We start from the raw sequence: 23103 nt of genomic DNA on the forward strand, positions 1-23103 counted from the left end.
TGGTGCTCCCGGAGCGTCCTGCTCCTTTTTTGTATTTATTGCTGGCAGTGGGGCGGCGATTAGAAAAAGTCGCTCTGTATGAAGCCGAAATCCATCAATTCTGCATCCCTGACCGGGTTGAACCCGTCCAGTTTGTTGCGTGCGGTCAGCGGCTGCGGAGGGCTGCGCAATGCATTGGTCTTGTCATAACCCGGGCCGACGATGGCAAAGACGATACCGTTCCAGCCCTTGACGAAATCTTCATGGGCGTAGCGTTTATGGCCCAGCACCGGGTCAGCGATGTAGACCCATTGCTTGTCGGCTCGCTGCAACACCACGAAGTGCTTGTAGCCGCGTATTTCCATCAGGACCACCACCGGAATCGTCACGGCTTCGAGTTTCTCGGCCGGTATCCGGTAGCCGCGGGCGCGCATGCCGATGGTTTCCACATAGCGTTTCATGTCCAGCATGGAAAACCCTTGGGTGCGCACCAGGTGTTGATCGGCATTGACCAGCATGCCCTTGATGACATGCTCTTCATCGACATCCAGCCAATAGGCTTGGCGCAGCACCGTGGCCAGCGCGGCGGCACCGCAGCTGAAATCGGTTTTCTGCTCGACGATGTCACTGAACTTGCGCTCGCGCAGGCTTTGCACCGGTTTGAAGACCAGCATGCCGCCAGGCAGGGCGGCGACCGGCATTTGCGCGGCCTCGGTCACGCAAGCCATGCAGAGCAGCAGGGAGAGGGCAGTCGCACGCATGATCGATACGCCTTGTTGGAACCCTGGAAAAGAAGCCCCGTTTCCGGGGCTTCGTTTCATGCGCGTCTACATGCAGGCTTTGCAACCTGCAGCGATGGACAGCGAGTTGCTCTGCTGGTTACCCACGCCGGCCGACACGTTGGCACCGCCGTTACCGGAGAAGCCGTTCATGGAGTTGTTCATCGTGGCGTTGTTGATCACAGGGTTTTTCCAGCCATCGCGGGTCAACACTTGTTGAGTGTTGCTGCCGGCGAGGTCGAACGTGCCCACGGCGGAGAACTTGAACTTGTCGTCGTCGTGGCCGCCGCCATAACCGCCATTTCTGTTGTCCCAGCCGCCATGGTCGTCGCCTTCGGAAGTACCGCTGCCCTTGGCCTTGAACGTACCGGAAGCCTTGTAGGTGCTGGTAAGGGTGTCGGTTTTGTAGGTCCGCACGCCTTTGTTGTCCACTTCCAGGCCGGTGGAAGTCTGGTCGGCCGCGGCAGAGGCGGTTGCGACACGGCCGCCGGAAACGGCGATGGCCAGGTTGTTTTTCTGTTGGTTGAAGTTGCCGGCGGTCACGTTGATGCCGATGTTGCCGGAGCCATTGTTGCCTGCGTTGGTGAGCGAGGCGTTGTTCTGGGTCGAGTTGTTTTTGACGGAGTTGTTGTTATTGACCTGGGTGGCGCTGGACATGGCGACAGCGGAGCCGAAGATGAAGCTCTCGTCAGCGGTGGCCAGGGCGGCGGCGTTGTCCTGCTGGTTACCGTCGCCAGCCGCGACGTTGGCACCCATGTTGCCGTTGCTGCCATTGAGCGAGTCCTTGGCGTCAGCGGTGTTTTTGGTGGCCTGGTTGGTTACCACGTTGCCGTCGCTGTTCTGTTCATCCAGCACCGTGGCCGCAGACCCGGCCGTGATGGCGAGCTGCTCCTGCCAGGTGGGTCCTTTCGGACCATGGTCGCCATGTCCGTGGCCGTGATTGTTATCGTTGCCACCGGCCTGTGCGGCCATAGCCATGACAGCGGCGAGAGCGAAAACCAATGGTTTGAGTGCCATTGTAGGTTTCATGGTGTTTCTCCTTGCTTGTCGTTGGTTAAGTGTCAGTACTTTCTTACGCGCACTGCGCCGGATCAGTCAGCGACCCGGATGCTCAGGGTGTTAGCCATGCGGTTCCCCACCCCGGCACTCTGGTTCACCTGAATCACCCCTCGGCTGCCGGTGAAGGCCTGGTCGCTGGTCACGACCTGGCGGCTGCCGGTTGGGGCGCCAGTTGCTCCTGAGTTCGGTAGCAACGCCACGTTCTGTTGGGAAAGAACGCTGTCGTCGATGCTCTGCGGATGGGCACTGATGCCCACCCGCATGACATTGGCCATCTGGTTGTTGGCCCCGGCAGACTGGTTGACGCCCAGTACCCCGTTGCCGTTGGTGAATGAGTGGCCGCCGATGCGGGCGGTGGCGTCCATGGATGGATCGGCCGGTGTGTCGAGCCGCTGGCGCACGTCGGTGGTGGCCTGTGCATCGGTACCAATGGCGATCGCGCGGGTGTTGGTCTGTTGGGTCTGTTCGCCCGCCGCCTGGTTGACGTTGAAGTTGCCGGTGTAATGGCCGCCGGAATTCTGCAGGTTGGCGTTGTTGATCACTGCCACACCCGGGTCGGCGAGGGCCATGGGCGAGCCGAGCAGGGCGAGCAGAAGCAGGGCAGGCTTCATCTCATTGACCTCCGGCCAGCCGGCCCAGCGGGGCCAGGCCCGAACTGAGCGAGCGGTTGATGGTGCCGGAGATCGCGCCACCGCTGCCGCCGCCATGACCGGCGCCCATGCCGGGCATGCCGTTGGGGTTGGTCACCACGTTCAGGCCCTGCACGCCGGTATTGGTGTTGACGGTATTGCGGATCGACGAGCCGCTGGCAACGCCGGCGAATTCGCCGTCGCTCAGTTCGGTGCTGGTGGTCGCTTGGTGGATGCGGTCGGACGGGTTGGCATTGACGGTGGTCGGGAAGGGGTCTTTGCCGCCGTTGCGACCGATGGGAATGGGTTGCACGTCACGGCTGAGCACGATGACGCCGTTGCCTTCGGCCTGTACTGGCAGGCTGAGCGTCGCGCTGGCGGCGCAGCTGATCAACAGCAGACAGGTCAAACTTCTATCGAAAGTCCCCACGGCGGCGATTCCTTCTTCGGTGGGCTGGCCTTGGTCCAGCGTTGCGAAGTGGGGAATAGCAGGTGTTGTGCCGTGTTTTGAAATGCCCTTTATTTCAATGAGTTGTTTGCAGGCGAGCGGCAACGGCAGCGGCACCTGTTTCAACGCTGAAACAGGGGTTATGGCGATAAGCCTGCTTCCCATCATTACAGGGCTCTGGATCCAGCCTTTTAGGAAGGTGTTTCAGAAGCTTGACAGTCTCCATGACAGTTGGGTGGGACGGCTTTGGATCCGGGGTTGGCGCGCAGCCGCTGTTTCAGCAGTGGTACACATTACCTTGCAGTAGCTGAATAACGGCCGCGAACACCCGTTCGCGACGTTGCGCCCAATCGCCTTCGATCACTTGGTAACGCTGCTGATGCCGGACCAGCCAAAGCTCGGTTGCGTGGAAGAACGCCATCCGCTCCGAGAGTTCGGGCTGGCAGCGCAAACCGTCGCCGGTCCATTCGACCTGTTCGGGGCTGAGCAGCAGATGCAGGTCGTAATCACGGCTCAGCAAGGCGGGTTCGAGCCAGTCCGGGCAGTCGCCGAACAGGGTCTGGCTCCAGAGAATGTTGCTCAACAAGTGTGTGTCGAGGATCAACAAGGCGGGCTGGCGGGCTCGCGCGGCGTCCTCCCAGGCCAATTGCCCAGTGGCGATCTCGCTGATGTCGGCCAGGCAGGTATCGCGCGGGTTCTGTTCCATGAAATGGCGCACGTACTCGTCCACCCGCAGGCCGCCAAAGTGCGCCTGCAACTGCGCCGCCAGCCAGCTCTTGCCGCTGGATTCCGGGCCGGTCAGCACCAGTACCTTCATGCGCGCAAGGCCGGATCAGTGCGCCACTCCCGCCAACCTTGCACGGCCAGCAGGGTGAACAGGGCGTATAGCGCGGCAGTCAGGAGCAGGCCCTTGTAGATGAACAGGCCGACGAAAATCGTGTCCAGCGCGATCCACAGCGGCCAGCATTGCAGGCGTTTTTGCGCCATCCACCACTGGGCGACGAGGCTGAAGCCGGTGAGTGCGGCGTCGAGCCAGGGTTGGGCGGCGTCGGTCCAATGGGCCATGGCAGCGCCCAACAGGAGGCTGCCCATCGCGCCGATGCTCAGGCCGAACAACACCGAAGGCGCGCCCAGGCGGGTGACCTGGCGGCCGTCGTGATGCTGCCCGGCGCGGGTCCACTGCCACCAGCCGTAGAGTTGCAGCACGGCGTAGATGACCTGCAGCAACATGTCCGAGTACAGCTTCACCGCGTAGAAAATCCAGCTGTACAGCACCACCATGACCAGGCCGATCGGCCAGCACCAAGGGTTCTGTTTGACGGTCAACCAGACAGCAATGACGCCGAGGGCTGCGGCAAACAGTTCAAGCCCGGACATGGAGATACCTTGGGGAAGCGGGAGAGGGCGGCGATTGTAAACGGTATGGCGTGGGCAGCTCCAATCTCAATATCCATCACCCCTGTGGGAGCGGGCTTGCTCGCGAAAGCGGTGGATCAGCTCGCATCATTGTTGAATGTGCTGGCGTATTCGCGGGCAAGCCCGGCTCCCACAGGGGGCTTGCAGCGGCTGGTGGGGATTTCCCTCAACCCTGTGAGAGCAGCCAGGAGCCCACAGCTCGGGTGCGCTGGCCTCAGACCCTGAACTGCGTGAGCAACCCGTTCAACTGCTCACTCAACGCCTTGAGGCGGGTGCTTGCCAGGCTCGACTGTTCGGCGGCCAGGGCAGTGCTGTGGGACAGGCCGGCGGCCTGGGTGACGTTCTGGTTGATGTCCTCCACGACATGGGCCTGTTGCAGGGTGGCGCTGGCGATGGAGGCGTTCAGGCTGTTGAGGTTGCGCAAGGCCTGGCCGATGGCATTGAGGCTGGCGCCCGCCAGCCCGGCCTGTTCGATGGTCAGTTGAGAGGCACGGCTGCTGTCGCTGATGACTTTGACCGCTGCTTCGGAATGGTTTTGCAAGCGTTCGATCATGGTCTGGATTTCGGCGGTCGACTTCTGCGTGCGTTGGGCCAGCAGCCGTACTTCATCGGCCACCACCGCAAAGCCGCGGCCCTGTTCCCCGGCGCGGGCGGCTTCGATCGCAGCATTGAGCGCCAACAGGTTGGTTTGCTCGGCAATCGAGCGGATCACCTCCAGCACGCTGCCTATCTGGGTGCTCTCGCTCGCCAGGGTGCGGATCACCTCGACCGCCTGATCGATGGTCTGGGACAGTCGGTCGATCTGCTGCAAGCTGCCATCGATGTTCACCTGGCCTTGCTGGGCCTGGGATTCGGCATCGCGCATTTCGCTGGCCGCGTGTTCGGCGTTCTTCGCTACGTCCTGGACGCCATAGGTCACTTCGTTGATCGCGGTCGCCACCAGCTCCATTTGCTGCGACTGCTGTTGGCTGCGCGCCTGGGCCTGGGCGGCGTCGTTGCCCAATTCGCTGGAAGATTGCCCCAGCGCACTGGCCGAGGCCTGCAACTGGCCCACCACGTGGCGCAGCTTGGCGGTAAAGGCGTTGAAGTGCCGCGCCAGTTGCGTGACTTCGTCCTGGCCATGGGTGTCGAGAGTGCGGGTCAGGTCGCTTTCGCCGCTGGCGATGTTGGCCATGGCGGTGACGGTTTCCTGCAAGGGACGAACGATGCTGCGCACGATCAGCGTCAGCAGCAGGGCCATGACGAGGGTGATCGCCAGCCCCACCAGCGACGCCTTGATCAACTGGGCGCGGAACTCGGCCGCCACATCGTCCACGTACACGCCCGAGCCGATCACCCAGCCCCAGGGCTCGAACAACTTGACGTAGGAAGTCTTGCCCACCGGTGCCTCGGCGCCCGGTTTCGGCCACAGGTAGTCGACCATGCCAGCGCCCTTGGACTTGGCAATGGTGACCATCTCGTTGAACAGCGCAAAACCGTTCGGGTCGCGGATGGCCGAGAGGTTCTGCCCTTCAAGTTTCGGGTTGGTCGGGTGCATGAGCATGACCGGTGCCAGGTCATTGATCCAGAAATAGTCGGTCTCGTTATAACGCAGGCCGCGCACGGCACTGAGGGCCTGTTTCTGCGCAACGTCACGGGTCAGGGTGCCGGCGGTTTCCAGGCCATGGTAGTAGGTCAGCACGCCGCTGGCGGTCTGCACCACATGCTGGGTTTTCTGCACCTTGGCCTGGTAAAGATCGCTGTGGATCTGTTTAAGCATCAAGGCGCCCAACGTGAACAGCATCACGATGGCCACGACCAGGATGAGCCACAAGCGTCGGCTGATCGACACACTGCGCAAGCTATTCATACGCTGTCACTCCAGTTTTTCTTATTCTTGTCATCGACGACCGCTGGCCCGGGAGCTCTGGCGGATTCGCCTGACCTTTCTTACACCGTAACGCGGCAGCGTTATCAGGGCTTGTCTGATAGGATTTCGGCCCCGCAGTGTAAAACCTGAGCCTGAGTTGATATTTCATTGGTTTTTTTCGAGCGGTCGCCGTTATCGTGCACCCGCTGCGACACCTGCATGACACTTTAATTGATAAGGCCCTGACAGACAGGGTCTTTTTTGGGGGATGAATGGATTTGTGGACCGCCTTTCAGGCACTGATTCTTGGCGTGGTAGAAGGCTTGACGGAGTTCCTGCCGATTTCCAGCACGGGGCACCAGATCATCGTCGCCGACTTGCTGGGCTTCGGCGGCGAGCGCGCGATGGCGTTCAACATCATCATCCAACTCGGCGCGATCCTCGCAGTGGTCTGGGAGTTTCGGCAAAAGATCCTCGACGTCGTGCTGGGCTTGCCGACCCAACCCAGCGCCCGCCGGTTTACCGCCAACCTGTTGATCGCCTTCCTGCCCGCCGTGGTATTGGGCGTGCTGCTGGCCGATTGGATTCACCATTACCTGTTCAACCCGATCACAGTCGCCGCGGCGCTGGTGGTGGGCGGCTTGGTGATGCTCTGGGCCGAGAAGCGCCAGCATCAGGTGCACGCTGAAACGGTGGACGAGATCACCTGGAAGGATGCGCTGAAGGTCGGTCTGGCTCAATGCATTGCGATGATTCCGGGCACCTCCCGTTCGGGTGCAACCATCATCGGCGGGTTGCTGTTCGGGCTGTCGCGCAAGACCGCCACCGAATTCTCGTTCTTCCTGGCGATGCCGACCATGGTCGGTGCCGCCGTCTATTCGGGCTACAAATACCGTGAGTTGTTTGCCCCGGCTGATTTTCCGGTGTTTGCCATCGGGTTCGTCACCGCCTTTATCTTCGCCATGATCGCCGTCAAGGGCCTGCTGCGTTTCATCGCCAGCCACAGCTACGCGGTGTTCGCCTGGTATCGGATCGCGTTCGGCCTGTTGATCCTGGCAACCTGGCAATTCGGTTGGGTGGACTGGACAGCTGCCAAGCCATGAATGATTCAGGCACCCGCAAGCACGCCGCGCGCAATGCCGACGGCGCCGTGCAGAACCTGCGGCTCAAACTGAGCGTGTTCGCGTTGCTGTGCGCCTTGCCGTTGTTCGGTTCGCTGACGCTCGGGCTAAGGGCGGTGTCGTGGGTTCCGCTGGCGGCTTATGGTGTCGTCAGCGGGGTGGCGTTTCTGCTGTATTGGAACGACAAGCGCAAGGCCCGCGCCGATGCCTGGCGGACTCCGGAAAACGTGCTGCACGCCGTGGAACTGGCGGGTGGCTGGCCGGGGGCCTTGCTGGCCCAGCAGGTATTTCGCCACAAGACCCGCAAGGTGTCGTTTCAAGTGGCGTTCTGGTTCATCGTGCTGCTGCACCAGGTGTTCTGGATTGACCAGCTGTTCTTCGGTGGCCTGCTCCGGTTGTTTTGATCGTCACTCCAACAGCAGACCGACCTGGGTGCGTTTTGGCAACTTGCCCACCACCAGCTGGTGGGAGCGTTGAATCAGCCCGCGCAGTTCCTCGGCACCCAATGGATAGGGCACCTGCATGATGATCCACTGGGCCCGCGCCAGGTAAGGCGCCGGGTGAATGCCGGGGCGGTCGCAATGGCCGAGGAACAGGTCCTTGTCGACCTTGAAGGCCAGCGAATCGCTTCGCAGGCCTTGAAGGGCAAACATCTTGTTGCCGGCAATGGAAAACACCCGCACGCCACCCCATTTGTAATCCTCCCGCGCGCCGGGCAAGCCCAGGCAAAACCGCGCGACATCCTCTTCGCTCAAACTCATATCGTTTTTTCCCCACAACGCTCGAAAGCTTCTACCAGATGATCGATCCAGGCGCGCACCGCCGGCAGCATGCCACGTCGATGGGGATAGACCGCCTGGAGCCAACCGTCCGGCGACGACCAGCCAGGCAGCAACTCTACCAGTCTGCCGTCCTGCAACTCCTGCTCGCAATACATGCTGGGCAATAATGTGAACCCAAGCCCGGCGAGGGTGCAGGCGCGCCGCACGATGAAGTCGTCGATGCCCAGGCGGGCTTCCAGGGTCAGCTCCACGCTTTGCCCATCGGCCTTGAGCAGGCGCAGATGCACCAGGCGGTCAGCTTCCAGCGCCCCGAGCACCGGCAGTTGCCTGAGATCCTCTGGGGTGTTGACCTGGCGCGCCTCAATCAGCGCAGGGCTGGCGACCATGATCAGCCGTGCCTGGCGCAGGCGGCGCGTCATCAGCAACGGGTCTTCGTCGCCCACGTCGCGCACCCGCAGCGCCACGTCGATGCCTTCGCTTATCAGGTCGACGCGTCGGTTCACCAGGAGCATTTCCAATTGCACCTGGGGAAACTTCGCCAGGAAAGCGCCGATGACCTCCGGCAGAATCTGGTGGGCCAAGCCTACCGGACTCGACACCCGCAGGCGCCCGCGAGGCTCACTGGACATGCTCGCCACCGCCTCATCGGCCATTTCGGCTTCCAGCAGCATCGCCTGGCAATGGCGTAGATAGCGTTCGCCGACCGCGGTCAGTTTCAACTGCCGGGTGGTGCGTTGCAGCAGGCGGGCGCCGAGGCGCTCCTCCAGTTCGGCAATGCGCCGGGACAGCCGCGACTTGGGGATGCCCAGCACGCGCCCGGCTGCGGCAAAGCCACCCGCTTCGACGACTTTGGCGAAATAGTACAAATCATTGAGGTCTTGCATGTTCGGGCTCGATTGTCCTGCCAGTGGGACGAACTATCGCACTAATGCAGTCTTATCGACTATTGGTTTCGCCGATAGGATTGTCCGCACTTGATCGCCTGGTTGCGATCCTCACTTGGAGAGCACTCAAATGAAACTGCTGCACATTGATTCGAGCATCCTCGGCGACAATTCTGCTTCCCGCCAACTGAGCCGTGAAGTGGTGCAGGCCTGGCAAGCCGCCGAAGCGGATGTGGTCGTGACCTACCGTGACCTCGCCGCCGACGCCCTCAGCCATTTTTCTGCCCAGACCCTGATCGCCGCCGGCACCAGTGCCGAATTGCGTGACGCCGCGCAACAACACGAGGCTGAGCTGAGCGCCACCACGATGGCCGAGTTCCAGGCGGCTGACGCGATCGTCATCGCCGCGCCCATGTACAACTTCAGCATCCCGACCCAGCTCAAGGCCTGGATCGACCGCATTGCCGTGGCCGGTCAGACGTTCCGTTACACCGAAGCAGGCTTCGAAGGCCTTTGCGCTGGCAAGAAACTGGTGATCGTATCCACGGCGGGCGGCTTGCATGCCGGCCAGCCGAGCAGTGTGGGTCATGAGGAATACCTCAAGGTGATGTTCGGTTTCCTCGGCATCACCGACATTGAGTTCGTGCGCGCCGAAGGGCTGGCCAAGGGCGACGAAATGCGCGCCAAAGGCATGAACGAAGCCAAGGCGCAGATCGGCGAACAGTTCGCCGCTGCGTAAGGCCTGGTAAAAAAACCAGGCGCTGGCGGCAACCTTCGCAAAACCCTGTACTCTGATCGTCATTGGATGGTCGGTGTGCAGGGTTTTTCTGCGCCTGGCACTGGGTTTCTGGCGCAGGTTATGCAAGCCAGAGCCATGAGCCGTGGCATACAGTCGAGCGGTGAAGATGGAAAGTACGATGACACGTCTTGGTGCAACCACACTGCTTTGTCTGCTCGGCAGCCTGGGTTCAGTGCAGGCCGCCCCCGCGCCGCAGCCGCATTGGAGCGCCGGTTTTCACGAGTTGAGCTTTCTCGATCCGCTTGATCAGCAGCCGATGCACGCCATTGCGTTTTATCCGTCCACTGCCAGGGCGCAGTCCAGCCAGCTAGGCGGCTACCAGATCGACGCCGCGCCCGACGCGCAGATCGCCATCGGCCGTTTTCCGCTGCTGATGCTGTCCCATGGCAACACCGGCACACCGCTGGCGCTGCATGACCTGGCCACCTCTCTGGCGCGCAAAGGCTTTGTCGTGGTGGCCGTGATCCACCCAGGCGATAACGCCCAGGATCACAGCCGGCTCGGTACCTTGAGCAACCTGTACGGACGACCGATCCAGATTTCCGAAGCGATTACCGCGACGTTGAATGACCCGATGCTTTCGCCGTTCGTCAATGCCGGGCAGGTCGGGGTCATTGGCTATTCGGCCGGTGGCGAGACCGCGCTGATCCTGTCCGGGGCCACGCCCGACCTCAATCGGCTGCGGCGTTACTGTGTGGAACGTCCTGACGACCGTGACGCCTGCAACACCCAGGGCGAGCTGATTGCCGACCGCGACGACCTGCAACCCGTGGCCGACCCCAGGGTCAGGGCCTTGCTGCTGATGGCCCCGCTGAGCCTGAAGTTTGGCCGGCACACCCTGGCTGACGTGCATGTGCCGGTGCTGCTTTACAGTGGCGACGGTGACAAGCTCGTGGCCTTCGACAAGAACGCCGCCGCACTGGCCCGCAAGTTGCCCATCGCACCGGATTTCAAGACCCTGGCCGGGGCGGGGCACTTTGTCTTCCTGGCACCGTGCAGCGAAGAGCAGATAGCTGCGATGCCGGCGTTGTGCACCGATGCCGATGGGGTCGATCGCAAGGATATCCACCGGACGATGATTTCCGAGGCCAGCCACTTTTTCAGCGAGACCCTGGGCAAACCGAGCCGGGCGGGCATGCGCACCGCCGATCAATAGCCCGCTGGTTCGGCGCGCCGGCGCAGCAGCAAGGTCAGGCCGAGCCCGGTGATCGACAGCAGCGCCGCGCAGAAAAAGATCGACGAATAACCCAGGTTCAACGCCACCGCGCCCATCAATGGCCCGGCAATCGCCAGTGCCAGGTCGAAGAACACCGCATAGGCACTCAGCCCCGCGCCACGGCTGCTGTTGGGTACTTGCTTGATCGCCTCCACGCCCAGCGCCGGGTACACCAATGACAGCCCGAAGCCAGCCAGTCCGGCGCCGACCAGTGCGAACGCGGTGGAAGGGGCCAGCCAAAGCAGCACCAGCCCCACGGTTTCGATACTCATGCAAGCAATGGCCGAGCTGAAGCCGCCGAAGCGGGCGATGGCGGAAATGAACAACAAACGCGCCAGGATGAAGCAGATGCCGAAGACCGTCAGGCACCAGGCCGCCCCGGTCCAGCCGCGACTGAGGTAAAACAGCGTGATGAACGTGGTGAGGGTGCCGTAGCCGATCGAGGCGAGGCTCAGGCTCGCGCCATACGGTGCAATGCGCCCGAACACCGCCCAGAAGGGCAGGCGTTCGCCGCGGATGACCGGCACCGACGGCTTGTTGCGAATCATCAGTAGCGCTGCCCCGGCCAGCAACGACAGCGCGATGCCCAGGCTGGTGAAACCCAGCTCACCGACCATCACCACCCCCAGCGGGGCGCCGATGGCGATGGCCCCGTACGAGGCAATTCCGTTCCAGGAAATCGAGCGGGCCGTATGCTCCACACCCACCTGGCCCATGCACCAACTGATGGTGCCGACACCGATCAGGCCCTGGGCGACACCGAGCAGCAGACGACCGGCGATCAGGATCAGCAGGCTCAACAGCGGCAGGCTTTGCAGCAGCGTCGAGAGCAACGTCAGCGCACCGCTGAGCACAATTCCGGACAAACCAAAGACGATCGCCCGCTTGGTGCCGACGCTGTCCGACAACCGCCCGGCCATGGGTCGGCTGAGCAGCGTGGCCAGGTACTGTGAACCAATGGTCAAGCCCGCCACCACCGCGCTGAAACCCAGCTGTTCATGTACGTACCCCGGCAACACGGCAATCGGCAGGCCGATGCAGAGGAACGCGATGAAGGTATAGAAAACGATGGAGACGATCTGCAGGGTGATCGACAGGGAGCTGGGCGCAGAGGAAGACGTAGGCATGGGCTCGTTCGCGGGCGGCGGCAGGAGAGCTTCATCATGGCGCGAGGCGGAGCTAAAAGAAAGCAGGCTAACTAAATAGCCATGCGCCTGACTTGCACCCGGCCCTGTGGGAGCGGGCTTGCTCGCGAAGAGGGCGGTGCGGTCAACAATGATGTCGCTTGATCCACCGCCTTCGCGAGCAAGTCCGCTCCAACAGGGCTCTTTGGGCCGCTAGAAATGCAAAAAGCCCCGTCACGCCGGACGGGGCTTTTCACTTGCAGCTGGCCGCTTACAACTCAGTGCTGCCCTTAGAACAGCACCCCCTGGCTGCGCAGGTAATCATCGTAGGTGCCGCTGAAGTCGACCACGCCGTCGGCGCTCAGCTCGATGATGCGGGTGGCCAGGGACGAGACGAACTCACGGTCGTGGCTGACGAAGATCAGCGTGCCCGGGTAGTTTTCCAACGCCAGGTTCAGCGCTTCGATGGACTCCATGTCCAAGTGGTTGGTCGGTTCGTCCATCACCAGCACGTTCGGCTTTTGCAGGATCAGCTTGCCGAACAGCATGCGGCCCTGTTCGCCACCGGAAATGACCTTGACCGACTTGAGGATCTCGTCATTGGAAAACAGCATGCGGCCCAGGGTGCCACGCACCAGCTGCTCGCCGCCCTGGGTCCATTGACCCATCCAATCGAACAGGTTGACGTCGTCTTCGAAGTCGTGGGCGTGGTCCTGGGCGTAGTAGCCCAGTTCCGCCGCATCGGTCCACTTCACGGTACCGGCATCCGGTTCCAGTTCATTGACCAGGGTGCGCAGCAGCGTGGTCTTGCCGATGCCGTTCGGGCCAATGATTGCCACGCGCTCGCCGGCTTCGACGGTGAAGCTGAAGTCCTTGAACAGCGGCTTGCCGTCGAACCCTTTGGCCATGCGCTCGACGATGACCGCCTGGCGGTGCAGTTTCTTGGTCTGTTCGAAGCGAATGAACGGGCTGACCCGGCTCGACGGCTTGACTTCGGCCAACTGGATCTTGTCGATCTGCTTGGCGCGGGAAGTGGCCTGCTTGGCTTTCGAGGCGTTGGCCGAGAAGCGGCTGACGAACGATTGCAGTTCGGAAATCTGGGCTTTCTTCTTGGCGTTGTCCGACAGCAGCTGCTCGCGGGACTGGGTCGCCACGGTCATGTACTCGTCGTAGTTGCCCGGGAACAGGCGCAGCTCGCCATAGTCCAGGTCGGCCATGTGGGTGCAGACACTGTTCAGGAAGTGACGGTCGTGAGAGATGATGATCATCAGGCTCGACCGCTGGGTCAGGACGTTTTCCAGCCAGCGGATGGTGTTGATATCCAGGTGGTTGGTCGGTTCGTCGAGCAACAGCACTTCCGGATCGGAGAACAGCGCCTGGGCCAGCAGGACACGCAGTTTCCAGCCTGGCGACACTTCGCTCATCGGGCCGAAATGCTGCTCGATGCCAATCCCCAGGCCCAGCAGCAGCTCACCGGCACGGGATTCGGCGGTGTAGCCATCCATCTCAGCGAACTCGGTTTCCAGCTCGGCCACGGCCATGCCGTCTTCTTCGGTCATTTCCGGCAGCGAATAGATGCGGTCGCGCTCGGCCTTGACCTTCCACAGCTCTTCGTGACCCATGATCACGGTATCGATCACGGTGAATTCTTCGTAGGCGAACTGGTCCTGGCGAAGTTTACCCAGGCGCACGTTCGGCTCGAGCATGACCTGGCCACCGGACGGCTCGAGGTCGCCACCGAGGATTTTCATGAAGGTCGACTTGCCGCAACCGTTGGCGCCGATCAGGCCGTAGCGATTGCCCGCGCCGAATTTGACAGAGACGTTTTCGAACAGCGGCTTGGCGCCGAACTGCATCGTGATGTTAGCTGTAGAGATCAAAGGTTTATCCTGCGGAACATTCAGAGTAGCTAAGGGTGCGGCAGTACCTGTTCAGTACCTGTTTGCGTAGGGCCGAGCGCACATGGGCGTCGCGGTCATAAACGCAAGGGTCCATCCGGCATAAGAGGACAGCTGCATACGGAGCGCCTGGCCCGGCTCGACGTGCGCCGAGCCGGGGTTGCGGTATCGGCCAAAAGGGGGGCGCTGAAGTTTGGCGGCGATTGTACTGGTCTGGCCGCATTAACGATAGGGTATTGCCCGGACATGACAATTTTTCACAACTGAAGGATAACTTTCGGTTACACACTCTGGCTAGAATGCCATCACACCCGGCGTCTTCTCCCTCACCTGCCAGGCTGGACGGGAGCAGTTTTGTTCACTCCTGATGTGTGACAGATTCCTGTGAAACTCATTGTTGCTGCAATCTACCTGCTGTCCATTGGCTATGTGCATCGGCGGGGGCGTATACGGCATAAACCCGGGCGCCAGTTGAGTGATCATTCATCTTTTCTCGCACCGATCAATTGCCTGCTTTACCTGTGCTCGAAGCTGCCCAACCGACCGTTCCTGAACCCTGCGGATTTTCCGGACCTGAGCCCGTTGCAGACCCATTGGCAAGAGATACGCGCTGAAGGCCAGCAACTGCTGAAGATGGGGGAGATCAAGCGCTCCAATCAGTACGATGACGTGGGCTTCAACTCGTTCTTCAAGACCGGCTGGAAGCGTTTCTACCTCAAGTGGTATGGCGACAGTCATCCTTCGGCGATGAAGCTGTGCCCGCGCACCACCGAGCTGTTGCAGGGCATCGGCTCGATCAAGGCGGCGATGTTTGCCGAGTTGCCGCCGGGTTCGAAGCTGGTCAGGCACCGCGACCCGTATGCCGGCTCCTATCGCTATCACCTGGGGCTGGAAACACCGAACGATGCCGGCTGCTACATCAATGTGGATGGCGAGCATTACCATTGGCGCGATGGCGAGGCGGTGGTGTTCGACGAGACGTTCATTCATTACGCCGAGAACACCACGCCCCATAACCGCATCATTCTGTTTTGCGACGTGGAGCGACCGCTGAAATTTCGTTGGGCGACCGCGTTCAACCGCTGGTTCAGCCGCACTGTGATGGCGGCGGCCGGGGCGCCCAATGACGCCGGGGACAAGACGGGTGGCTTGAACCGGGCGTTCACCAGGCTCTACAAGATACGGCTGCAAGGTAAAGCGCTGAAGAAGCGCAACCGCACGCTGTATTACCTGCAGAAATGGGCGTTTTTCGGGGGGGTGCTGGCGGTTGTTGTCTGGATCTGAGCGGCGAGGGGGCTTGCTCCCTGGCTACGGCCTCTGGTTATCCTACGGGTTTCTGCACGCCCAACTGTTCCCACATCCTGGCGGTGATACGCTGGCGATGACTGTAGCCCTCCCATGGATCGGCGCCCAAGCCTTTGACCCGCACCAGAACCGTATGGATGTCCCATTGCTGGGCATTGCGCAGGCCGTCCAGCTCGGCGCGGGCAATCGGCACCGAGACTGGCAGGCCGGGGCGCGCCCGTACCGAGTAGGCCGTCACCGTACTGGCGCCACGGGCGTTGCGCAGGTAATCGACGAATATTTTCCCGACGCGATTCTTCGGCCCCATGATCGCGGTCATCCGTTGCGGCACTTGCCGGGCCAGAAACTGGGAGATGGCCTTGGCGAACGCCTTGGTGGTGTCCCAACCCTCACTGCGCGCCAGCGGCACGATGACGTGCATGCCCTTGCCGCCGCTGGTCTTCAGGAATCCCTGTAGCCCCAGTTCATCGAGCACCGACAAGGTCAGGCGCGTCGCCTCGAGCATGGCGCTCCAGGGCAGCGACGGGTCAGGGTCCAGGTCCAGGACAAACAGATCAGGCGTTTCGATCCGCTCATGGGTGGCGGTCCAGGTGTGCAGTTCAACGGCGCCCATTTGTGTCGCGCTGACCAATGCCTGGACGCTGTCGATTTCCATCAACGCGGCATGGCCTGGATCCAGTCCCGGATCCAGTTGCGTGATGTGGGGAATCTCCAGGCGATCGGCGTGTTTCTGGAAAAACTGTTCCTCGCCGATGCCGTCCGGCGCGCGCAGCAACGCGACGGGCCGTTGTTTCAGGTGGGGCAGGATCCACGGCGCGATATCCGCGTAGTACTGGGCCAGTTCGGCTTTTTGCACGCCGCTGAGGCTGTCAATGACCCGCTCTGGGTGGCTGATGTTGATGCCAGCCACCTCCACCGCGGCTTTCTTGCTGCCGCGCTTGGCGCCAGGCGTCCTGGTTTTTTGCGGCAACGGATGTTCGCGGACACTCTTGGCCGCTGGCATGTCGGCCATCAACTCGATGAATGCCGGACGGTGCACCAGACCGTTGCCGGTCCATTCGCTGAACTCGATTTCACAGACCTGGACAGGTTCGACCCAGTGCACGCCGCGTGCCTGTGTAGGGTTGAGCGGCTTGACCAGAGGTGAAGCCTCGCGTTCCTGAAATACGTCCCGCAGCTGTTTTTGCTGCACCTGGGTGAGCCCGGTGCTGACTCGGCCGGCATACACCAGTCCTGCAGGATCATTGACCGCCAGCAGCAGCGCGCCGAAGCCGTTGCGCTCGTCTGGTACCCGGGTAAAACCGACGATCACGAAGGCTTGGCGCAATCGGCACTTCAGATTGACCCAGTCGCTGCTGCGCCGCGAGACATAAGGGCTGCCCTGGCGCTTGCCGATGACTCTGTCGAGCGACAGGGCGCTGGCGCTTTCGAGGATTTCGTCTTCGCTGGCGGAAAAGTCCTCGGAAAACCGCAGACGCTTGCCGGCGTTGTGGCGCAGGGCTTTTTTCAGCGCCGCGCGTCGCTCTTCCACGGGGCTTTGCCGAAGGTCCACGCCATTGAGAAAGGGGGCGTCAAACAGCACGTACACCAGGTCCACGGTGCGACCGATCGCAAGGGCGTCACGCAAGGCCGCAATGTTCGATTGACCGTTATCGTCCAGCAGCACCAGGTCGCCGTCCAGCCAGCTGTCCCCCAGCTTCAGTTCGGCCAGGGCGTCGGCGTGCAACTTGAGTCGCTCGGTCCAATTCTCATGAGTGCCACTGAGCAGGCGGACCTCACCGTTTTCGATGCGGGTCAGCAACCGATAACCGTTGAACTTGACTTCATAGCGCCATTCGCCCGTGGGCGGTTGCTCGACCGGCGTCGCCAATTGCGGCAACAGCCGTTCGGGGAGCAGGTGATGGTCCGCTTGCGCGGTGGTGCGGGCAGTTGTTTTGTCCCGATGGGTATCGGACACACGGGTAGATTCACGCTCGGCCTTGACCATGACGGATTCCCTTGTATTGCTGACGACCGGAGCTTAGCCCCGGGAAGCCTTCGTGGCTTTTTTTATGGGCGCGGTCTTGCTGGTTTTCGCAGATTTCGCAGGGCTTTTCGTGGGTTTGTCCGGCGCCTTGCCCTTGCCGCCCAGGCTGCGCTTGAGCAGTTCGGTGAGGTCGATGACGTCGGCGCTTTTGCGCTGTTCTTCGCCGGGGTCGGTCTCGACCGCCTCGAGTCGGCCCTCGTTGGCTTTCTTCTCCACCAATTCCATGATCTTGTCCTGGAAGCTGTCGCGGTATTCCTCAGGCGTCCAGTCGGCACTCATGTCTTCAACCAGACGCTTGGCCATGTCCAGCTCGCCTTTGACCAGGTTCGGTTTGACGACCTCGTCGCCCAGTTCGAGGATATCCAGTTCGCGCACCTCTGCTGGCCAGCGCAGCATCACCAGCACCAGTGCCGACTCCAGCGGCATCAGCGCGGCCAGGTGCTGTCGGGTGTGCAGCACGACGTGGGCCAGGGCCACCTTGTTGGTCTTGATCAGGGTTTCACGCAGCAGGGCATAGACTTTGCCGCCGCGTTTGTCGGGCGCGAGGAAATAGGGTGTGTCGATGTTCTGCAGCGGAATCTTTTCGCTGTCGACAAAGGAAAATATGTCGATGGTCTGGGTGGATTTGGGATGGGCGGAACGGATTTCCTCTTCGTTAAGCAGGACATACTGGCCCTTCTGGTATTGGACACCCTTGACGATGTCCTCCTTGGTCACTTCCTTGCCGGTGACCTTGTTGACCCGCTTATAGCCCACCGGGTCCATGCTGCGCTTGTCCAGCCAGTCGAAATCAACGCCTTGGGAAGAGGTCGCCGAGACCAGCGCCACAGGAATGTGGACCAGTCCGAAACTGATTGCGCCTTTCCAGATTGCCCGAGCCATGGTGGTGGTTTTCCTTGTCGGTGGGTGTCTCTCTGGTGACCGTCGGGCCTCTGGAAAAGTTTCCGCTGCGCGCTGGCTGGCTGCCGCCGAGATTGCACTGGGAGCCACGTCCTGGAGACGCCCGGTTACATCTTTGCCGGGATATTTCGCTTAACAACGGCGAACCTGCAGCGTAGCGTGCTTTCGATATGCCTGAATCCAAGAGGTATGCGAAATGAACAGGCTCATGCTTGCTATCGCGGCGCTATTGATTGCAGCAGCTGCTCAGGCAACTCCGCCGAGCTCCAGCCCTGTGCTCATGGCCCAGAATCTGCCGGGCAACAATAATCCCTATGACAGCCCGACACGGCGGGCCAATCCCAACAGCATGCAGGGCACGCGGCCCAACGTGCCGATGATCCGCAACTACCCGACGGTGCCGGTTCCACGCCCACCCACCCTTGAAAACGGCGGGATCGGCAATGGTTACCCGCGTTCCGGCCAGCCGGCGGGTTCGCCGCGGCCCACCCTTGAAGCCCCGACACCGCGAAGAGGTACCCACGACAGCAATCGCTAGGTGCTGAGCCTGGCTGTCTTTTTTCCACACCACAGAAGGAAGTGTGCATGTTGCGCAAAATACTCCTGGCGGCTGGTTGCGCCAGCGCTGTCCTGACCCTCGCTATGCCGGTCCTCGCCGCGCAAACCCAGCAATTCAAGAGCGAGGAGGGAACCCTGGAAGTCACCACGCTGGTGAAGGGCCTGGAGCACCCTTGGTCCATCGCGTTCCTGCCGGGCCAGCAAGGCACGCTGGTCACGGAGCGACCGGGTAACCTGCGGGTAGTAAGCCCCGAAGGTCAACTGTCCGAGCCGTTGAGCGGTGTGCCCGAGGTGTGGGCCAAGGGGCAGGGTGGCCTGCTCGACGTGGTGCTGTCGCCGGACTTCCGGCAGGACCGCACCGTCTACTTGTCCTTTGCCGAGGCCGGCGCTGACGGCAAGGCCGGTACCGCCGTGGGCCGGGGACAGTTGTCCGAGGACTTGAAGAGCCTGAAGAATTTCAACGTGATCTTCCGCCAACAACCCAAACTGTCGACGGGCAATCATTTTGGATCGCGCCTGGTGTTCGATCGGGATGGCTACTTATTCATTACTCTGGGGGAAAACAACGATCGGCCTACCGCCCAGGACCTGGACAAATTGCAAGGCAAGATTGTGCGCATTTACCCCGACGGCAAGGTGCCCGACGACAACCCCTTCGTCGGCCAGAAAAACGTGCGCCCCGAGATATGGTCCTACGGCATGCGCAATCCCCAGGGCGCAGCCCTCAACCCCTGGAATGGCACGCTGTGGGAGAACGAGCATGGGCCCAAGGGCGGCGATGAACTGAACGTCATCGAGCGCGGCCGGAATTATGGCTGGCCGCTGGCGACCCATGGCATCAACTATTCTGGCGCACCGATTCCCGAAGCCCAGGGCCAGACGGTCGAAGGCGTCCTGGACCCCCTACATGTCTGGCAGGTGTCACCGGGGCTCAGCGGCATGGCGTTCTACGACAACGATCGATTCAAGGCCTGGCAGCGTGACGTGTTCATCGGAGCACTGGCCGCCAAGGAGTTGATCCGCCTGCAATTCGAGGGCGACAAGGTGGTGCACGAAGAGCGTCTGCTGGGTGAGCTCGGGGAGCGAGTCCGCGACGTGCGCCAGGGTCCGGATGGTTACCTGTATGTGCTGACAGACGAGGGCAGTGGCTCGCTCTATAAAGTCGGGCTCAAATAACCGTTGAGTCAACCTGCCCCCTTGGGGATGTATGGTAGGCACAATATTCCGGTTCACCGAAACTCCTGTGGGAGCGAGCCTGCTCGCGATGGCGGACTGTCAGCCAATGATAATGCTGAAGCTAATACCGCCATCGCGAGCAGGCTCGCTCCCACAGGGGGATTGCGCTTGTTGTCGAGAGCAAGCCTGGCTTTGATGAAAACACTTTGCCATTGACTCGCCATCAACGCCCGGCTAATTTCCAGGCATGACTTTTACCGTACTGCGCAGCCAGCCAAGCATTATTACCGCCATTCCTTATTTGGCGGGCTAGCTGACGGCTGCACCCAACCCGCCCTGGAGGCGGGTTTTTTCTTTCTGTCTCCCGGGCTCCGTTCAAACCAGGAGACCGCCATGACCGCCACCCCCGACCAGCAAACCCTGCTTGAGCACTACGTCAAGAAAATCCTCGCCGCGCCAGTGTACGAGCTGGCGGTGTGCACGCCCCTGCAAGCGGCTCCGGCGCTGTCTGAAACCTTAGGCAACCGGATCCTGCTCAAGCGCGAGGACTTGCAACCGACGTTCTCGTTCAAGATCCGCGGCGCGTACAACAAACTCGTGCAACTGACCCCGGAACAACGCGCCCGCGGCGTCATCACCGCCTCGGCGGGCAATCATGCCCAGGGCGTGGCGCTGGCGGCACGGGAGCTGGGTATTTCGGCCTGTGTCGTGATGCCCCTCAGCACGCCGCAATTGAAAGTGTTGGGTGTGCGCAGCCGGGGGGGGGGAGGCGGTGCTGCATGGGGAGAGCTTTCCGTTTGCCCTGGCGCACGCGCTGGACCTGGCCCGGCAGACCGGTCGAGCGTACATCTCGCCGTTTGATGATCCGGAGGTGATCGCCGGCCAGGGCACCGTTGCCATGGAAATCTTGCGCCAGCATCAGGGCCGGCTGGATGCGATCTTTGTCCCGGTGGGGGGTGGTGGGTTGATCGCCGGGGTGGCGGCCTATGTCAAGTACCTGCGCCCCGAGGTGCTCATCATCGGTGTCGAGTCTGAGCACTCCGCCTGTCTCCAGGCCGCGTTGACTGCTGGGGAGCGGGTGACCTTGCCCGAGGTGGGCACCTTCGCCGATGGCGTCGCCGTGGCGCAGATCGGCGCGCATGGCTTCGAGATCTGCCGCTTCTGCGTGGATGAGGTCATCACCGTGAGCAATGACCAATTGTGCGCCGCGATCAAGGACATCTATGACGACACCCGCTCCATCACCGAACCATCGGGGGCCCTGGCGGTGGCGGGCATCAAGCATTACGTGGCGCGCACCGGTGCGCGAGGCGAGACCCTGGTGGCGATCGATTCGGGTGCCAACATCAATTTCGACAGTTTGGGCCATGTGGCGGAACGCGCCGGGGCAGCTGCCGTTTGAGTTTTTACGCTACGTCACACTTTTTTTAAACCAGGCGACGGATGCCCACCCGTGTAGTGGCAATTGGGACTACTCTGGCTTTCGACAGGATTGAAGCAGTTGCAGTTTGCATGAGAAAAGCGCCGCTTCCTTGCATTCTGCACGGGCGATGCGCCGCGCGACGGGGCTAAGGTATTGATTTATATGATTCTTACCTGTCGTCATTGCAGGCATATTTTTTGCGGTATAGATCAGGAGGCCACTTGAAGGACTCATCGATCAAACCGCCAAAAAACGAACGAACGGCACGGCATTCGTAGTCCCAGTCCGCAGGGAAGAAAACGGACGAAAATACCGCCGTCGTAAACATAAATTGGCCGCCTCAACAGGAGAGAGTCGCCATGTTTTTATCTGCCCTCGAAATGCGCAACATCATTGAAAGCAGCTTGCTGCCCAAGCGTTCGCAATGCACCTTGTCACCCGATCTGACGATGACAGTCAAGATTTATGACGATCACGAAACCGATCGCGTGGCCTTGATCAAATCCGATATCGACGCCAAGAAACTCACCGGTTGCCGGGCCATCAACGACCTGATCGCCGAGTTGCGAACCGAGCTCGATCACAATCACCGCCAGCACACGGGCAACCATTTTCATCAGCACCGGATGACCGGGCGCTAACGGCGGCCTGGTCGCGGTCATCCTGACGCCTGGTCCGGTCAATAGCCGAACCAGGCGCCCAGTGCTCCAGCGCTCCAGTGCTCCAGTGTTGGCGGCGTTCAGGCCCCCGTTAATGCAGGCATTCGCCAGCTGACGGTATCAGACATCCTTCAACTGCTGGCGATACGGCAAATCCGGCCCAGTCTTGCCGCAGGTGAGGGCCGCTGCGCGTATGGCGAATTCGAGCATGGCGTCGATCTGTTCCCGCGCCAGGGTGTGCAGGCCTTCGACAGAGTCCAGCTGCCGTTCTGTCAGCCAGGCGATCAACGCAGCCTGGAATGTATCGCCAGCGCCCACCGTGTCCGCCATTTTCACCGGACATGCCGGTAGCGACGAGGAACCGTGCTGGCGGCTGAATACCGTTGCCCCCTGGCCGCCACGGGTCAGGAAAACCAGCTGGCAACGGTGTTGCAGCCATCCGTCGATGACCCGCTGGGGATCACGATCGGGGTAGAGCAGGCTCAGGTCTTCGTCACTGACCTTGATCAGGTCCGCGTATTCCACCAGCGTTTCGATCCGCGAGCGCCACAGTTCGATATCCGGTTGGGGATTGAGTCGGACGTTGGGGTCCAGGCTGATCAGGCGCCGGCCGCTTTCCCGTTGCACGAGTGCCAGGAGCGTGTCGCCAATGGGTTGGACCACCAGGGAGAACGAGCCCAGATGCAGGCCGCGCACCTCCGGCCCCAGTGCCGGCAGATGTTCAAGGCGTAATTGCCGGTCCGCGCAGCCTTCACCGCGAAAGCTGTAATGGGGCGAACCATTGGCCCCTACTGCAACCATTGCCAGGGTCGTCGGCGCGTCGACTTCCAGCAAATATCGGGCACTGACGCCTTCATTCAACAAGACCTGGTGCAAGCGTCGACCGAGGTAATCGGTGGACAGCCCGGCGAACAGCGCCGACTCGACCCCCAGGCGCCGCAGCCCCACGGCGACATTGAACGGCGAGCCGCCGGCAATTGCCTTGTAGTTCACCTGCGAGGCAGGGGTATCCGCCTCGGCCCCACTGAAAAAATCAAACAGCGCTTCACCACACACCAGATACATAGTTACCC

At 61.5% G+C, this 23103-nt stretch carries 22 protein-coding genes and 1 pseudogene; 9 read left to right on the top strand and 14 right to left on the bottom strand.

The genetic code is table 11. The annotated features are described in order from the left end of the window. Window positions 1-59 precede the first annotated feature (59 nt). The 7 genes from J7E36_RS18535 to J7E36_RS18565 form a co-directional block, all read right to left on the bottom strand. Window positions 60-740 carry a C39 family peptidase gene (locus J7E36_RS18535; RefSeq protein WP_215005912.1) on the bottom strand — a complete coding sequence of 227 codons (681 nt, stop codon included), beginning with the start codon at window positions 738-740 and terminating at the stop codon, window positions 60-62. Window positions 741-806: 66 nt separating this feature from the next. Then, the gene (locus J7E36_RS18540) at window positions 807-1787 is read right to left on the bottom strand and encodes a heme utilization protein (RefSeq protein ID WP_215005915.1); all 981 of its coding nucleotides are present in this window, start codon (window positions 1785-1787) and stop codon (window positions 807-809) included. Between the two features lie 62 nt (window positions 1788-1849). After that, the gene (locus J7E36_RS18545) at window positions 1850-2428 is read right to left on the bottom strand and encodes an adhesin (protein WP_215005917.1); all 579 of its coding nucleotides are present in this window, start codon (window positions 2426-2428) and stop codon (window positions 1850-1852) included. Between the two features lies 1 nt (window position 2429). Further along, entirely contained in the window at window positions 2430-2876 is a 447-nt protein-coding gene (locus tag J7E36_RS18550; RefSeq protein WP_215005920.1) for a hypothetical protein, read from the bottom strand. 295 nt (window positions 2877-3171) lie between these two features. Further along, window positions 3172-3711, bottom strand: coding sequence for an AAA family ATPase (locus tag J7E36_RS18555; RefSeq protein WP_215005923.1), 540 nt, complete (start codon window positions 3709-3711; stop codon window positions 3172-3174). Next, a complete protein-coding gene (gene pnuC, locus J7E36_RS18560; RefSeq protein WP_215005926.1) occupies window positions 3708-4271 on the bottom strand; it encodes a nicotinamide riboside transporter PnuC in 564 nt (187 codons plus the stop codon). The genes J7E36_RS18555 and pnuC overlap by 4 nt, the downstream gene beginning before the upstream one ends. 253 nt (window positions 4272-4524) lie before the next feature. After that, entirely contained in the window at window positions 4525-6159 is a 1635-nt protein-coding gene (locus J7E36_RS18565) for a methyl-accepting chemotaxis protein (protein ID WP_215005930.1), read from the bottom strand. A 272-nt stretch (window positions 6160-6431) separates the two neighbouring features. On the opposite strand from J7E36_RS18565, the gene J7E36_RS18570 reads away from it, so the two are divergent. Next, window positions 6432-7262, top strand: coding sequence for an undecaprenyl-diphosphate phosphatase (locus J7E36_RS18570; protein ID WP_215005933.1), 831 nt, complete (start codon window positions 6432-6434; stop codon window positions 7260-7262). Next, window positions 7259-7684, top strand: coding sequence for a DUF1294 domain-containing protein (locus J7E36_RS18575; protein ID WP_215005936.1), 426 nt, complete (start codon window positions 7259-7261; stop codon window positions 7682-7684). The genes J7E36_RS18570 and J7E36_RS18575 overlap by 4 nt, the downstream gene beginning before the upstream one ends. Window positions 7685-7687: 3 nt before the next feature. On the opposite strand, the gene J7E36_RS18580 is transcribed toward J7E36_RS18575, so the two are convergent. Both J7E36_RS18580 and J7E36_RS18585 read right to left on the bottom strand, forming a co-directional pair. Continuing rightward, on the bottom strand, window positions 7688-8041 hold the full coding sequence (locus J7E36_RS18580; RefSeq protein WP_215005939.1) for an MmcQ/YjbR family DNA-binding protein: 354 nt from the start codon (window positions 8039-8041) through the stop codon (window positions 7688-7690). Next, window positions 8038-8946, bottom strand: coding sequence for a LysR substrate-binding domain-containing protein (locus J7E36_RS18585; protein ID WP_215005942.1), 909 nt, complete (start codon window positions 8944-8946; stop codon window positions 8038-8040). The genes J7E36_RS18580 and J7E36_RS18585 overlap by 4 nt, the downstream gene beginning before the upstream one ends. Before the next feature lie 130 nt (window positions 8947-9076). Between J7E36_RS18585 and J7E36_RS18590 the strand changes: the two genes are divergently transcribed. Together J7E36_RS18590 and J7E36_RS18595 are read left to right on the top strand one after the other, a co-directional pair. Then, window positions 9077-9685 carry an FMN-dependent NADH-azoreductase gene (locus J7E36_RS18590; protein WP_215005945.1) on the top strand — a complete coding sequence of 203 codons (609 nt, stop codon included), beginning with the start codon at window positions 9077-9079 and terminating at the stop codon, window positions 9683-9685. A gap of 178 nt (window positions 9686-9863) precedes the next feature. Further along, window positions 9864-10901 (top strand): alpha/beta hydrolase family protein, encoded by a 1038-nt coding sequence (locus tag J7E36_RS18595; RefSeq protein WP_215005948.1) that lies wholly within the window; start codon window positions 9864-9866, stop codon window positions 10899-10901. Here J7E36_RS18595 and J7E36_RS18600 read toward each other — a convergent pair. Both J7E36_RS18600 and J7E36_RS18605 read right to left on the bottom strand, forming a co-directional pair. Beyond that, window positions 10895-12088: an MFS transporter gene (locus J7E36_RS18600; RefSeq protein ID WP_215005951.1), complete on the bottom strand. Its 1194-nt coding sequence runs from the start codon at window positions 12086-12088 to the stop codon at window positions 10895-10897. The genes J7E36_RS18595 and J7E36_RS18600 overlap by 7 nt on opposite strands. Window positions 12089-12375: 287 nt before the next feature. After that, on the bottom strand, window positions 12376-13965 hold the full coding sequence (locus J7E36_RS18605; RefSeq protein ID WP_215005954.1) for an ABC-F family ATPase: 1590 nt from the start codon (window positions 13963-13965) through the stop codon (window positions 12376-12378). Between the two features lie 402 nt (window positions 13966-14367). On the opposite strand from J7E36_RS18605, the gene lpxO reads away from it, so the two are divergent. After that, entirely contained in the window at window positions 14368-15267 is a 900-nt protein-coding gene (gene lpxO / locus J7E36_RS18610; protein ID WP_215005970.1) for a lipid A hydroxylase LpxO, read from the top strand. A gap of 37 nt (window positions 15268-15304) precedes the next feature. Here the strand turns inward: lpxO and ligD are convergent, their stop codons facing one another. After that, window positions 15305-17275 (bottom strand): DNA ligase D, encoded by a 1971-nt coding sequence (ligD, locus tag J7E36_RS18615; protein ID WP_215005973.1) that lies wholly within the window; start codon window positions 17273-17275, stop codon window positions 15305-15307. A gap of 33 nt (window positions 17276-17308) precedes the next feature. Then, a complete protein-coding gene (locus J7E36_RS18620) occupies window positions 17309-18196 on the bottom strand; it encodes a Ku protein (RefSeq protein ID WP_215005976.1) in 888 nt (295 codons plus the stop codon). 214 nt (window positions 18197-18410) lie between these two features. On the opposite strand from J7E36_RS18620, the gene J7E36_RS18625 reads away from it, so the two are divergent. The 4 genes and pseudogenes from J7E36_RS18625 to J7E36_RS18640 all read left to right on the top strand — a co-directional run bounded on the left by J7E36_RS18625 (window position 18411) and on the right by J7E36_RS18640 (window position 22012). Continuing rightward, window positions 18411-18752, top strand: coding sequence for a hypothetical protein (locus tag J7E36_RS18625; protein WP_215005979.1), 342 nt, complete (start codon window positions 18411-18413; stop codon window positions 18750-18752). 47 nt (window positions 18753-18799) lie between these two features. Further along, window positions 18800-19948, top strand: a complete 1149-nt coding sequence (locus J7E36_RS18630; RefSeq protein WP_215005983.1) for a PQQ-dependent sugar dehydrogenase — start codon at window positions 18800-18802, stop codon at window positions 19946-19948. A gap of 393 nt (window positions 19949-20341) precedes the next feature. Further along, window positions 20342-21350, top strand: a pseudogene (ilvA, locus tag J7E36_RS18635) (threonine ammonia-lyase, biosynthetic). 380 nt (window positions 21351-21730) lie between these two features. After that, a complete protein-coding gene (locus J7E36_RS18640) occupies window positions 21731-22012 on the top strand; it encodes a DUF1652 domain-containing protein (protein ID WP_215005986.1) in 282 nt (93 codons plus the stop codon). A 138-nt stretch (window positions 22013-22150) separates the two neighbouring features. On the opposite strand, the gene J7E36_RS18645 is transcribed toward J7E36_RS18640, so the two are convergent. Next, entirely contained in the window at window positions 22151-23095 is a 945-nt protein-coding gene (locus J7E36_RS18645; RefSeq protein WP_215005989.1) for a carbohydrate kinase family protein, read from the bottom strand. Window positions 23096-23103: the final 8 nt, after the last annotated feature.

It is taken from the genome of Pseudomonas fluorescens (assembly GCF_018614775.1).
Classification (GTDB): Bacteria; Pseudomonadota; Gammaproteobacteria; order Pseudomonadales; family Pseudomonadaceae; genus Aquipseudomonas; species Aquipseudomonas fluorescens_BY.